The organism is Endozoicomonas sp. 8E (assembly GCF_032883915.1).
Taxonomy (GTDB): domain Bacteria; phylum Pseudomonadota; class Gammaproteobacteria; order Pseudomonadales; family Endozoicomonadaceae; genus Endozoicomonas_A.
The window spans coordinates 4,460,093-4,473,515 of sequence record NZ_CP120717.1; the positions used below are offsets into that span (position 1 = coordinate 4,460,093).

Consider the following 13,423-nt stretch of genomic DNA (forward strand, 5'->3'; position numbering starts at 1 on the left):
TTAAGTATTTACTCGTCGCAGAACAAGGTTTGCCAGCCTCTTACAGTGGTAATAGGGCAAGAGCCCACTACTTTTAAAATGATATTGCTCTTTCATTAGCTCAGCTTTAGGAAATACACCGGCCACTAAATCAGAAAAACAATCGTAAAGTAAACTAACAAAAATAATATAACCCAGTTTACTCCACTTAGGCGCATCGGGTTCAAAGATACCAACCCTATGTAACCATGCAACCATAAGCTTAACTTTCCATTTAGCAGGTGAAAGTTCTTTTAAAACGCTGTCAGGTATTGGTGTTCCGAGCAAACTTTTAGCCATAGCCAAGGACATAAAAACGGCTGTTTTTGTTCTAAGTTGTATTACACGTTTGACAAACGCAGACCAGTCGACCTTTTGAGATGAAACTATACGATCTACATCGGTATGGAGGCGGAAACCGGGAGCCCGCACGAATGTATGTTTAGCAGTATGGAGAGCAACCTGCAATAAATTATCTTCTGGTGACAAGAGTTTAACATCAGAACCTTCAATAGGTATTGATCGCTGAATAAGATCATCAGCGTCAGGTTCCTGATCTGGTTGAATCCAGCGTCCTGCTACAGGGCGCCACTGAAGTTCAAACCAGAGGTGCTCTCCATTTGGAAGGTTTACGGAATATTCTGCTCCACCACCATGCTCAGCTGCTTCTAGGCTATCTTCTTCAAAAGGACAGCGAAACTTTAATTTATAGCCCTCATTGGTGAGAACTTTGTGGGCCTTTCTAAATAGTTTTTTGCTCACAAGAACATCAACATCACCCATAGGACAAGCACCATAGTAGGGGTACATGCCACGAGTGATACCACTATTTTTCAGGGCTAATAGCGGTATACCATTATTGGCAAGCAATGAGGATACTTCATCCAGCTCATTCATATAAGATTCAATTCGCTGGCCAATCTTATTATATTCAGCCATCCAGTGCTCTGGAATATTGCCAGAAAAAACCTTATCCAGAGCATGAGCAACAATTGGAACAACGCCATTCAATGATGCTTCCTTGAATAGCTTTTCATCCCCGATTTTGGTATACATGGAACGGATTTCCTGAGTATTCAAGTAATTGCAGTGTCGAATGCACAGGCAAAGAAATCTTTGAGAATCTGTCAGTTTGAATTCAATCATTAATATAATCCAAATATCACTTCAAAGTTTTTCATCTCTCTAAGGGAAGTGAATTGATAAATAAATAGGTGCAAACAGCTCTTGAATAGGAATTAACCGCTGCTCTTCTTGCTTTTTTACGAAGCAGGCACAACTTTTCAGGATCATCGACCAACAAACTGATAGTTCTTACAAGCTCATTAGGCATTCCGGGAGTTACAGTAATCCCACAATCAGCCTTATTTAATGTTTCGGAAACATCATTTCTGCCATGACAAATCCCTAACACGGCTGAACCAGCCGCCAGGTAGTAATACATTTTGCTGGGAACCATTAATCCCTCTGCACCTTTATCCAAGGCAACCAGTGCTATATCACCCAATGCCATGGTGTATGGTAGTTTTTCTTCGGGTTGGAAAGGGAGTACATCCAGATTATTCAATCGATGTTTGTCACGAAAATCACAGGCATCCTGCCACTTTGCGCCTTCTCCAATAAAAAGAAACTTTATGTCCTGACGAGAGCGAAGCAGGCGTACTGCTTCAAGCATGCTATCGATATCATGGCTAATGCCCATATTGCCGGAATATAAAACAGTGATAACACCGGCTTGGCCAAATTCTTCAGCCAAAGGATTGACCAATTTAGAGACAGGTTTAATTCGCTGGGTATCAGCCCAGGGAGGCACAATACCAACTTTACCCAGTGGCGTACACAATGGGTCAAACTGCGATGCCAGCTTTTCCGCCATAACCGGACCTATGGTATATACCGCTGCGGCTTTTTCCCAAACAGTGCGGTTAATTTTTCTCCATAGCCTGGTAATTATCGAGTCTTCACTGAGTACACCAAAGCTGACCATAGTATCAGGGTGCATATCGTAAACCAGGACAACATAAGGCGTATTTCTTATGCAGTTTACCAGCCAGGCTAGAGGGCCGAGCAGTGGTGGGTTAGATACAATTAATAAAGCTGTATTTTTATCTGCTCTTAACATCGACCACAAGCTGATAACAGCATAATGAAGCCAGCTCAAAACACGGGTAATTTTATTTTTCCTGTTATATGCTGGAGCAGAGTCTATCTTGAGTTTTATAGTCTGACTGCCTAAGCGCAGGGTATCAGGGTGCCCCGTTTTTAAAATACAGCCTTCGGGCATCGCATCGGCAAGGTCTTCCGCCAGCTCCCTGAATAAAGGTCCCGCCATTTGGTTCAATAATAGAAATTTGGTGATCTTCATCGGTTTAAACAAACTGTCTGATTAATAGAAAATCTGAGAGCCATGGTCTGAGTGTTACTTCCTTGTCAGTAATAGACTCAGACGCAACCTCTTTGAGTTTTACCAGACATTCTTCCAGCAAGAATAAAGGTAAGAGCAGTTTGTGTGAGTACACAGAACCAATCCCGGACCATCCAACAACCGCTTTCAATAATTCAGGATTGTGTAGCAGGTGGTGATATCGTTGGGCAATACCCGTGCTGAATCTGCTCATTAGTCCGTAGCATAATGCATCGTGAGTACGGCAACGTTTATCCGCGTATTCCCAGTCGATAATCCAGCACTTGCCATGGTCATACAACAAGTTTGCTGGCTGAAAATCTCCATGAGTGGAGGCTAATTCAACCTTATGATCAGCGTACACACTAAGGGCAGATTGCAGATTTTTAATATAATTGGATAACCGAATAATCAATTCCCTGGACAAAGAAGGCTCTACAGCATTGAAAACATCTTTAATTGCCTGATCAACAACAACCAGATAGTCAGAAAGCAGGCAAACGGTTGAGGATTCATCATAGAGTCTGGCCATGGCCTTATGAGCAATCGCTAAAGCTTCATCGACAGTGTTCTTATCACCTAGCCTGTTTAGGGGCAGCGCCCTGATACGTTGCTCTATATACCAGGATTTTGATGGTGATAACTCAAGGACAGTCGGCGAAGGAAGCCATCGATTGTTCAGTCGAATTTCTGCATCAGTGCTTGTGAATAAAGGATTAAAACCGGGTTTATAAAAAACAAAACAACACTCATTAGCTACATCCACAGCCCTGTGACTATGATTACCAGGAATAAACACCCAGTTATGTAACTCAGGAGGGCAATTTTCGATGATAAGCTGGGCAGACGTAGCGAAACTTTCAAATGGTCGTCTGACAGCACCATAAATATAGGCTTGTTGTAATTTACGTCGAAACCATATGGGGTTATAAGAAAATTCACGGGTAAGGCTATAAAGGCGTTCCCGTGGTAAGTTGTTCGGATAAATAACGTTCAGGTAATCATTGGCAACAAACACAGCACCAGCTGTGTTTTTATCCCAACTCATCTTCCCGGACCAGCCCAAATAATCTTGAAGAAACTGGGATAATGCCCGAATAAAACCCTGCTCAAAATCTTCACGCTGGCGAAGCAGCTGTATCCGCATATTAAGCTGCCTCAATATGATTTAGGATTAGAGCTTGTATGGCTTCAACAGAATGCTGACATTCAATTTTACAAAACTTCTCAGAGGGGAAATATTTCTCATTAAGGTAATATTCTAGCCTCCACTTAAGGGTTTCTGGTGAATCAGGGAATGGTTCATTTTTAAATTTAGATCGCTCCAGACTGAGTTCAACAGGAACGTAGAGCAGAAATGATTTATCAGGTTTAGGTGCTAACAGTTTTACCATACACCAAAGAAAACCTTTTTCTTTAAACCGACTACCAAAGTTGAGTTTAAAATCAAGACAGCTATCTTCTAAATAACGGTCACATATAACAACATAACCTAACCAAGAGTGTATTCTTGCATAGAGCCCATAAAACATTAATAAATCAGTAATAGCAATAAACAACCAGACACTACTAACACTTTTTCTCTGAATAATCCTTTCTCTTTCTTTGCTTTTTCCTTCTGATATTTTTTTAAAAAACAACCTTTTTGCTAATTTCTTAACACTTTTAAAACAAGGAGTATATCCACCTCTACCCCAAAGATACTTAACATGTTTTTCTTTGTCTTTATAATAATCTTTCAACAGCTCAATTTGCGTTGACTTACCTGCGCCATCAGTACCAGAGAAAACTAAAATCATTTAAATTAAACACCTAAAAAACTTCTAACATTAGCTTGGTATTTTTTTTCAGAATATCGATCGATAGCCTCAGAGGAATTACATGAAGAAATATTATTTAACACATCCATATTACTAATTATAAACTCCAGCTTTTCGGCAATACCAATAACTGATCTAGTTTCAACTAAATAACCATTAACCCCATCCTTAACTATAGATGGCAAGTATTTATATTTTGTTGTCAAAATCAAACATCCCATTCGCATTGCTTCAATAATTGATAAAGGAACAGCCTCTGACCGATAATAACTAGGTAGTGAAAAAACATCTGCTTGTGATAAAAGATTGTATTTTTCTTCACTACCTACCACTCCAACATAATTAATATAATCAAACCCTTTTATATCAGATCTTAATTTATCTTCTATTTCTTTACCGGAGTATTCTTGATCGCCTAGAAACCCGCCCGCAATAGTTAAGGTTAAATTAGCACCCTTATCATTCAAATATTTAACCGCATCTATCAATTCAAAAACACCTTTACTTTTAACTATACTTGAAAGGTATAAAATCTTAAGGCTATTCGAAGCTTTACCCCTTTTTGCTTCAAAAATAGAAGGGTGGTCTTTATAAAAATTATGGATAACACTGACAGTTGCGTTGCCTTTAATATCATTGAGCTGTTCTTTCATTTCATCAACAAGGACCGCATGTTTATTTACTCTAGAATAAGCAGCCCTTAACAAGGATTTGAAGCACGCATTAAGCGGCCTATAAAATTCCTTAAAATCAGAACCATGTAAATGATTATATACTTTAGCTTTAGAAAAAAAACATAAGAATAAAAGATATAAATCTCTAGAAAAACCTATCTTTGTTCGAGAACATGTAAAATATACAATGTCTGGTTTGAACAAAATGATAACAATTGGTAGTTTTAGAAAATATTCAACCGCATTAAGGCAAGATTTAACAACACTAGTATTTCTAAATGAAGTATTTACAGTCTTACAATGCTGATCTGAAAGGGCTTTTAATGTTGAATCTAAGCATATCGACTGTCCATGATATGGTGGTGGAAGAGATCCGACTATAAGTATCTTTTTCATAATTCAGGATAAGATTTTTTCATATTTATAATTCCGCCTGTTATTATAAACAGCAGAACAATTTCCAATTGAAATGATGCTAATGAAGAACTAGTTAACCCTCTGATCAAAAAAGAAGAAAGCATCACAAACAAAACTATATTTTTTTTAGTCGGTTTTTTATTTAAGTAAAAAAAGGACTGCATATAAAAACAAACAAAACAAAATACAAAAACCCCTCCTCCTACACCTCCAGAAACTAAAATATCTAAAATACTATTATGCGAAGATGCATTACGCATTACACCACTTTCATACAATTCTCTAGTAAACCCTATCCCCCTACCAAAAGGTTCAAAATCATGAATAAATGGCATCACATTACGTGCTAACTCTAATCGACCAGAGCCACTCATCAGATTTTCTAAGCTTTGCCCTTTGCGCAATATATAACCTAAAAAATACTCGACATTTTCACTAATGTAATATATAGACATAAACAAAAAAAATAGGAACAGGACGTGCAGGCCGTAAATTTTTTTTTTGGCTTGAAAATACGCCATTAAAGAAAGCCCAACCAACGCCGCAACATATGAACTTCTCGAGTTCTCGTTCAAAAAAAACCACAACCCAAAAGCTATGAGCGTAATAAAAACTATTTTTTTTTCAAGATGGAAATCAAACAAGAGTAACAAAACACAAAAATATAAACTATAAAATCCAAGTGCATTAGGGTTAATACTTGGGAATGATGACTTTAAAATCTGATAGCCAAATATATTTAGCGAATATATATAATCAGTAGACAGCAAAGAACCTATAAACACATATACCAAGATAACCCCCAAAAAACAAGCAGTTACTTTAAATGCATTTTGCAACTGCAAGTCATTATATTTATGTGTACCTAGCACAGTGACCGACCAAATAAAAACTACCAAAAGTTCAAAGCCTTTCCAAACACCTATAGGCGATAAATATAATGCGCTTGCTAAACAGGAACTGATAGCATAACAAAAAAAACCCAACTGCAGTTTTTTTGAAAAAAAAGACACCTTCATATCATTTAATAGAAAAATGGCAATCGACAGAAAGAAGACGAGTAGTATAGCTATCACTCTAATAAAAGCATGAATATTATAGTATTCTATTGCTGAAGACGTTTTATACCATGATAGAGAACTCACTAATAAAAGAAGGAAAGAAAAATAAAAAACACGATTCTTTGAATAAAAAAGATCAAGCACTTATCAAAATCTCAATTATAGAAATTTATCTTTTTGCAATACGAAAGAAAAACTAAGGCAATGGAAATCAACTTATAAATTACAGAAATACAATAGAACCTAAAAACTCTGACACCTGAATATTTCATTGTGTAATATTTTTTAATAATCTCCATTACATATTCTACAAGCGCACGTGTGAAGGAAATATTTCTTACCTGTAGTAGTCACGATCTTACCTAATCAAATTGCAACTTTTCCTCATGTACCGGCTTTTGAGTACTTACGGTATTTTCATATTATTTATTTCAATACTACTTTTTCTTTAATACGCCAATTGTTTTGAAAATATACTCTTTAATAATTTACTAACATATTCGCTACTACCATAAGATGAGTCCTTTCTAGCTTGAAAAGACATTCTTTTGAGGTTGTCTTTATTAATGATGCAGTACCTCATGTTTTCATACAAACTTTCATAACTCATATTTAATACCTTTCCATTGATATTATGACGTAAAAAATACCGAGCGGCTTCAGCCCGATTTGTTGAGAGTACAACCACTCCAGCAGCCATCGCTTCAGGAATAACCAAGCCCCAGCCGGAATGGCTTGTTGGATAGATAAGAACATCAGCATTAGCAAAAGGTCTTATTCTATCTTCCCAATTCTTATAATCTCGATCATAACTTATTATTTTATGAAGCTTTGGCTTCTCTTTAAATAACTGGGTGATGTACTTTTCATGTGGACCTTTTGCCGCAATTATAACCTCAAATTCATTATGGTGAGCTTTATCAAGTTCAAATATGGCTTTACAAATCCAGGGGATATTATGCCTTTTAATCAACTGTCCTGAGAACAGAAACTTTACTTTACTATTATCTTTATTATTTGTGTCAACTTCTAGGAAACGGGACAAATCCTGTCCATAACTAAGATGTAAGACTTTTGTTTTCTTTGATGCAATTTTCTGATAATTAGCTTCACAACGATCCCCAATAGTTAAGAAAAAATCCGCATTGCGAATCCTGTAAGCTGAGTAATATTTTAAGATCAATTGAATTGCCTTAGGCAATAAAAAATTTGGTGGCTCCATCCAGTAGCCATATATTATATTGTTTTGAAAAGCATAATCAGATAATTTATACCATAACTTTCTCTTCCATTGTCCAAGTATAATATGCGTAGGTTTTATTTTTTGAATCAGATTAATCACCCACTCGTACTTATACTCTTCTCCATTATCTTTATCAATGGTATGTATAAATTGTGACTCACCGGCAGCATGCGAACGCCAATGTGCCCCTCTGTGACTTGCTGCATTTAAAGTGAAAGCGATGTGATACTCAAACTGCCCAGGTTCTTGCTCGAATGAATTAACAACATCAATCTGAAAAGGTGAATATAGAGTAGAAATAAAAAGTATTTTAGTTTTCATTTGATATGCTTCTGAGCTCCATGATTTCTTTCATCATTTTGTACAGTATTAACACAAAGCTAAAAAGGAGTAGTAAGATACTGGCTATATACAGGTTTTTGCTTCCATATTCAATTATAAGCTCGATTAGCATTGCGTAGCTGACAGCTATCGCAAAGCTTTTCACCACTATCATATGATGTTTTTTTTCTAAACCAAGTATTAAGTGAACACGCATAGATCTTGCAAAGTTCATTAAAAATTGAGCTAAAAGTGCAGAGACTGCGATTCCCAGCGCTCCGTAGAATTTTAAAAGTAGCATTGAACTAAGCAACATAAATATGCATGTACAAAAAATATTTTTAAACTCCCATTTTTTATCAAATGAGTTAACTATAGGTATGTTAAGCCCAAACAATAACGTACTGAAGTTTGCAAATAGTAAAATTTTTACAAAACTCAGGGATGCCATATATTTAGGATCTATCCAGGTGATTAAATATTGACTGAATCCATATAAGAAAAGGAAAGAAATAAGATTTAAGGTTGATGTAACTCTCGTTGTACTTACATAAACTTCCCTAAGCTTTAATTTACAATTTGATTCACCTACACGAACCAGAACTGGTACCAGAAAGCCATTGAAAGCAATGACCACCATCGCTAGTAGAGCAGCATAACGTATCGCAAAACTATACAACCCTAATTCATCTGATGACGCATACTTTTTCAGTAATGCAATTGCTATATAGTTTTGCTCAACACCTGATAGAAAAAACTGTAACACAAAAATCGATAAAGATATTTTTAATAGGCTCCCAGCATCACCTTTATTCATAAGGCTGAGAGTGAAAATGTTTTTTCTATATAAGAGTAATATTAAAACCAACCCTGAAACCAAAAAACTGATTATTCGAAAATCTAACACGTTATTTACATCTACATGTAGCATCGCGATTAAAAAACACATTATTAAAGGCGCTAAAACATATAATCCAAATACTCTTTCTGTATTAGCACCAATTACCCTTAGAGTAGCACTGGCAAAAGTCAGAAGGAAAAACGATGCGGTTATGAAATATACTCTATAGTAGTCTACCTCAGGGTAAATTTTATTAAACAAACTTTTCCATATGAAACTCGTTAAAAATATCGAAATAAAAACAAAAAAGTAAAATAGATACAGTGATGATATTATTGCCTTATTATTCTCTTTTGATTGATTTGATCTTGGCATAAGATAAACTAATCCTTCATCTATTCCCGCCTTTAAAATCATCACCAAAAAGAAAGAGATACTCAAATAGAATTGATATTCACCAAAATCACTAACACTTAAATTTAATGCTAAAACATATGTTATATATAAATTTATCAGCTGATAAAAAACTAATCCAAACGTGTTAGAGAACACAAACACACCCTATCTAAAATCAATTTGCTTTTTTATTCCTAATATCATCAATGAGTTTATTCAAACTTTTTTCAATAGATAATAATGGTTCCCAACCCAGCTCATGTAACTTTGTAATATCTGCCTGACAAATATTGGGCTCATTCGCTCGGGTGGATATAACTCCAAATTTCAATTCTGTAGTACTCCCTGAAATTTCTTTCATCTTTTCTACAAAATCTTTTATTTTTATTGCTTTCCCTGTACCTATGTCGATGCTTTCGTATCTATCTAGTAGTGACATCTTGTCAATTATCTTATTTAATGCTGATAACAGTTCAGATAAGTAAATAAAATCTCTTTTCTGTTCGCCTGCAGTTAATTCTATATAGGGTACATTCCTTACCAACTTTGTTGCAATCATCTTGACAAATCGATTATCAGGTTCATTTGCATCAAAGAAGTACTCAGCATTGATATTGATAAACTGCATTCCATTGTTGGTTGAATAAAACCGACCCCATTCAACTAACTGGCTTTTACTCAGAGAATAACTTGCTACTCCCCTAGGTAGCGATGTCCCTATATTTAAAAAAGTACATTTCTTTTTTTTTGCAGCCAATTCCATTAGTTGCACGGGGATTAAAACATTTGAATCAATTACCTCTTTAACACTTTCATTCGCTCTTTGGTAGCAAACAATGCAATTGATGATTAAATCAATATCAATCTCATCAAATATACAATCTAAGGAATTTTCTATATGGTAAAATCTGTTCGCTGGCATGTAACTTTCCAACAGTCTTATGTTGCTGCTTTTTCTAACTAAGGCTGTAATATTATTATTACCCTTGACTAATTTTTCTATTAAGGCTCTTCCTAGGTAGCCAGTAGCACCAGTTACCAAAATATTCATTATATTCTACTTTCCAAATTGTGAGCGCTGAGGAGGGTGGAACCCCTCCTCTTACAAAGTTTTATTTATACTGTTTAGCGAATGTGGTGAAACTGCCGTGAACATGAGCCAGCATTTCATCAGTTAAACCATGATGGCAGGCCAGTAAAACTCCACCGCGCATAACGTGGTCCGCAACAGGGTAACCTTCAGTGGCTTTTTTCATTTCAATATCTTTAAAACCAGGCTGCCGAGTGATATTCCCAGTAAAGACAACACGGGTCTGAATATTGCGTTCTTCGAGGAAGATTTGCATCTCACGACGAGTGAATGGTGCATCATCCCGAATAGTCAACGGGAAGGCCAACCAGCCCGTGCGGGATTCGTTGGTCTGATTTGGCAAAATAAACCAGTCCTGATACTGGCTGAAGAATTCGTATTGCTTATTGAAATACGCTTCACGAGCCTTAATATTTTGTTCAAGCTTGGCAAATTGCACCAGAGCAAAAGCGGCACTAATTTCAGAAGGCTCCAGCTGGTAACCAATGGCTTCAAAAACGAATTTAGCATCGTAAGGAATACCATCCACTTCAACGTTAAAGCGGTTTTCAATGGCTTCACTTTCTACAAACAATGAAGAACTTCGCCCCCATGAACGTAGCAACCGAGCTCTGGCTGCCATGGCATCATCCTTTACACACAACATACCGCCATTACCTGCACCATTAATTACATGAGAACCATAGAAACTGGTAATACTGATATCGGAGTAGTGGCCACTGGATTGACCTGAAAGGGTGCCACCCAGAGTGTCTGCGCTATCTTCAATGATTTTCAAATTGTGCTTGCAACAAATTTCAACAATACGATCCCAGTCGCAGATATTCCCGATCAGGTTCGGGATACAAACTGCGCTGGTTTTTTCAGTGATCATGGCTTCGATTTTCGCTGGATCAATGCAGTAGGTGCCTTCTTCTACATCGACAAAGGCCGGGATCAAACCGTTTCTAACAAGGCAGCCCACTGTGGTGGAAAAAGTCAGTGCCGGAGTAATAACCTCGCTACCTTGGGGCAGATCCAACACTTCTACAGCAAGATAAAGTGCAGAAGAGCCTGAATTCACCATAATGCCGTGAGGTTTATCAAAGGTTGCAGCTACCTTTGCTTCAAACTCGCGGACGTGGGGGCCCATTTGTGTTGATGTACGCAACACTTTATCAACGGCCTTGATTTCTTCTTCACCGTGAACGGTGCAGCCGTATGGCACATAGAGGTAATCTTCACGTTTCAGTTCTGTCATCGTGATACTCGATAAATAGCGGTTATACGCTTGCTGATTGATATTGATGAATTTGCTGAAGGGTCAGCGCATGCATATCCGCGCCACTTTCATGGGCTTTATGCCATTCGGTAATGTTTGCCAGCGCCTGTTTGAGTGACCAACGTGGTCGCCAGTTTAACCGGGCATAGGCTTTTGAGCAGTCCAATTTCAGATAATGGGCTTCGTGGGGGTGCTCATTACCGTCTGTTTGCCATTGGGCCTGCTCGCTCCACAGACTGCTGATTTCTTTGGCTACCCAGCTGACAGGTTTGGCATCGTGCAGCTCAGGGCCGAAATTCCAGGCTTCGGCAAATTCCGGACCGTGCTCACACAGTTTTTGAGCCAGTTCCAGATAGCCGGCAAGCGGTTCCAGAACATGCTGCCAAGGGCGGATTGCATTGGGGTTACGGATAACAGCCAGTTGCTCGTTGATAAACGCGTTGATCATATCTGGAATTAAACGGTCTTCAGCCCAGTCCCCACCACCTATTACATTTCCGGCTCGGGCTGTCGCAATGGCCGTTTTGTGCTCGTCGTACTTCTGCGGTAGGAAATAGGAGTTTCGGTAAGAAGCTGTCAATAGCTCCATACAGCCTTTGCTGCTGCTGTACGGGTCAAAGCCACCCATTGGGTCGATTTCCCGATAGCCCCAGTCCCATTCCCTGTTTTCGTAGCACTTGTCGGTTGTGATCAAAACACAGGAGCGAACTGTGTCGGTACTGCGAATAGCTTCCAGCAAATGCAATGTTCCCATCACATTGGTTTGATAAGTTTCTACAGGTTCACGATATGAGTACCTTACCAGTGGTTGAGCCGCCAGATGTAAGACAATTTCTGGTCTTGCTTCTTTCATTGCTTGCTTAAGATTACTCCCATCTCGGATATCTCCGATAACGTGCCCCATATTCTGTGACACGTTAGCCAGGGTAAAAAGAGATGGTTTTGTTGGTGCAGGAAGTGAGTACCCAGTTACTTCTGCGCCGAGATCCTGCAACCAGAGAGATAGCCAGCTGCCTTTGAAGCCTGTGTGGCCTGTCAGGAATACTTTTTTTCCCTGCCAGAAGCTCTTGTTTAGTGCCATGTTTTCCAAGGTGCTTTTCCTGACTGCCAGAGTTTTTCCAAGTGCACTTTATCCCGAAGGGTATCCATTGGTTGCCAAAAACCGTGGTGTTCATAGGAAGAGAGTTCCCCATCCTCTGCCAATTTCATTAATGGTTCCTGTTCCCATGTAGTTTGATCATTATCAATGTAGTCAATCACTTTGGGAGATAGCACGAAAAATCCACCATTAATCATGCCTCCATCGCCTTTTGGCTTTTCGTCGAACGACATGACTTTATGCTTATCGGTGGTTAAGGCACCAAAACGACCGGGTGGATAAGTTGCGGTAAGTGTTGCCAGGGTATTCTGTTTTTTGTGGTGCTTGATGGTTGCGGTGATATCAACATCTCCGACACCGTCACCGTAGGTAAAACAGAATGCCTCTTCATTCTCCACGTAATCTTTAACCCGCTTCAAACGACCTCCAGTCATGGAGGCGTCACCAGTATCTACCAGGGTCACCTTCCATGGCTCCGCTTTTCGGTGGTGTACATGCATCTGGTTGTCGCTCATATCAAAAGTAACATCAGACATATGCAGAAAATAGTTGGCAAAGTATTCCTTGATTACATAGCCTTTGTAGCCACAACAAATAATAAAATCGTTTATCCCATGGGTGGAATAGATTTTCATAATATGCCAGAGGATAGGTTTGCCACCGATTTCAACCATTGGTTTTGGCTTGGTTTCGGTTTCTTCACTGATACGGGTGCCCAGACCCCCTGCTAAGATTACGGCTTTCATACATTATTTACTTGTAAATGAGTTGATTTTCA

General features: G+C 38.3%; 12 protein-coding genes. All 12 read right to left on the reverse strand.

All coding sequences use genetic code 11. The annotated features are described in order from the left end of the window. On the reverse strand, positions 1-1,074 hold the full coding sequence (locus P6910_RS14640; protein WP_317142021.1) for a nucleotidyltransferase family protein: 1,074 nt from the start codon (positions 1,072-1,074) through the stop codon (positions 1-3). A gap of 121 nt (positions 1,075-1,195) precedes the next feature. After that, positions 1,196-2,383 carry a glycosyltransferase family 4 protein gene (locus tag P6910_RS14645; protein ID WP_317142022.1) on the reverse strand — a complete coding sequence of 396 codons (1,188 nt, stop codon included), beginning with the start codon at positions 2,381-2,383 and terminating at the stop codon, positions 1,196-1,198. A gap of 4 nt (positions 2,384-2,387) precedes the next feature. Continuing rightward, on the reverse strand, positions 2,388-3,569 hold the full coding sequence (locus P6910_RS14650) for a hypothetical protein (RefSeq protein ID WP_317142023.1): 1,182 nt from the start codon (positions 3,567-3,569) through the stop codon (positions 2,388-2,390). Position 3,570: 1 nt separating this feature from the next. Continuing rightward, on the reverse strand, positions 3,571-4,221 hold the full coding sequence (locus tag P6910_RS14655; RefSeq protein ID WP_317142024.1) for a hypothetical protein: 651 nt from the start codon (positions 4,219-4,221) through the stop codon (positions 3,571-3,573). Between the two features lie 5 nt (positions 4,222-4,226). Further along, positions 4,227-5,312 carry a glycosyltransferase family 4 protein gene (locus tag P6910_RS14660; RefSeq protein ID WP_317142025.1) on the reverse strand — a complete coding sequence of 362 codons (1,086 nt, stop codon included), beginning with the start codon at positions 5,310-5,312 and terminating at the stop codon, positions 4,227-4,229. Next, the gene (locus P6910_RS14665) at positions 5,309-6,538 is read right to left on the reverse strand and encodes an O-antigen ligase family protein (protein WP_317142026.1); all 1,230 of its coding nucleotides are present in this window, start codon (positions 6,536-6,538) and stop codon (positions 5,309-5,311) included. Before P6910_RS14665 ends, P6910_RS14660 begins: the two co-directional genes overlap by 4 nt. Before the next feature lie 304 nt (positions 6,539-6,842). Then, positions 6,843-7,958 (reverse strand): glycosyltransferase family 4 protein, encoded by a 1,116-nt coding sequence (locus tag P6910_RS14670; RefSeq protein ID WP_317142027.1) that lies wholly within the window; start codon positions 7,956-7,958, stop codon positions 6,843-6,845. Continuing rightward, entirely contained in the window at positions 7,948-9,351 is a 1,404-nt protein-coding gene (locus P6910_RS14675) for a hypothetical protein (RefSeq protein WP_317142028.1), read from the reverse strand. The genes P6910_RS14670 and P6910_RS14675 overlap by 11 nt, the downstream gene beginning before the upstream one ends. Positions 9,352-9,370: 19 nt before the next feature. Then, positions 9,371-10,246 carry an NAD(P)-dependent oxidoreductase gene (locus P6910_RS14680; protein ID WP_317142029.1) on the reverse strand — a complete coding sequence of 292 codons (876 nt, stop codon included), beginning with the start codon at positions 10,244-10,246 and terminating at the stop codon, positions 9,371-9,373. A 61-nt stretch (positions 10,247-10,307) separates the two neighbouring features. Continuing rightward, positions 10,308-11,525 carry a DegT/DnrJ/EryC1/StrS family aminotransferase gene (locus tag P6910_RS14685; protein WP_317142030.1) on the reverse strand — a complete coding sequence of 406 codons (1,218 nt, stop codon included), beginning with the start codon at positions 11,523-11,525 and terminating at the stop codon, positions 10,308-10,310. A gap of 22 nt (positions 11,526-11,547) precedes the next feature. Next, positions 11,548-12,627: a CDP-glucose 4,6-dehydratase gene (gene rfbG / locus P6910_RS14690; RefSeq protein ID WP_317142031.1), complete on the reverse strand. Its 1,080-nt coding sequence runs from the start codon at positions 12,625-12,627 to the stop codon at positions 11,548-11,550. Further along, positions 12,618-13,391: a glucose-1-phosphate cytidylyltransferase gene (rfbF, locus tag P6910_RS14695; protein ID WP_317142032.1), complete on the reverse strand. Its 774-nt coding sequence runs from the start codon at positions 13,389-13,391 to the stop codon at positions 12,618-12,620. Before rfbF ends, rfbG begins: the two co-directional genes overlap by 10 nt. Between the last annotated feature and the right edge of the window lie 32 nt (positions 13,392-13,423).

Coding starts and splice junctions, on each gene's coding strand:
- P6910_RS14640 (WP_317142021.1), bottom strand. CDS start 1,074: ATGTATACCAAAATCGGGGATGAAAAGCTATTCAAGGAAGCATCATTG.
- P6910_RS14645 (WP_317142022.1), bottom strand. CDS start 2,383: ATGAAGATCACCAAATTTCTATTATTGAACCAAATGGCGGGACCTTTA.
- P6910_RS14650 (WP_317142023.1), bottom strand. CDS start 3,569: ATGCGGATACAGCTGCTTCGCCAGCGTGAAGATTTTGAGCAGGGTTTT.
- P6910_RS14655 (WP_317142024.1), bottom strand. CDS start 4,221: ATGATTTTAGTTTTCTCTGGTACTGATGGCGCAGGTAAGTCAACGCAA.
- P6910_RS14660 (WP_317142025.1), bottom strand. CDS start 5,312: ATGAAAAAGATACTTATAGTCGGATCTCTTCCACCACCATATCATGGA.
- P6910_RS14670 (WP_317142027.1), bottom strand. CDS start 7,958: ATGAAAACTAAAATACTTTTTATTTCTACTCTATATTCACCTTTTCAG.
- P6910_RS14680 (WP_317142029.1), bottom strand. CDS start 10,246: ATGAATATTTTGGTAACTGGTGCTACTGGCTACCTAGGAAGAGCCTTA.
- P6910_RS14685 (WP_317142030.1), bottom strand. CDS start 11,525: ATGACAGAACTGAAACGTGAAGATTACCTCTATGTGCCATACGGCTGC.
- rfbG (WP_317142031.1), bottom strand. CDS start 12,627: ATGGCACTAAACAAGAGCTTCTGGCAGGGAAAAAAAGTATTCCTGACA.
- rfbF (WP_317142032.1), bottom strand. CDS start 13,391: ATGAAAGCCGTAATCTTAGCAGGGGGTCTGGGCACCCGTATCAGTGAA.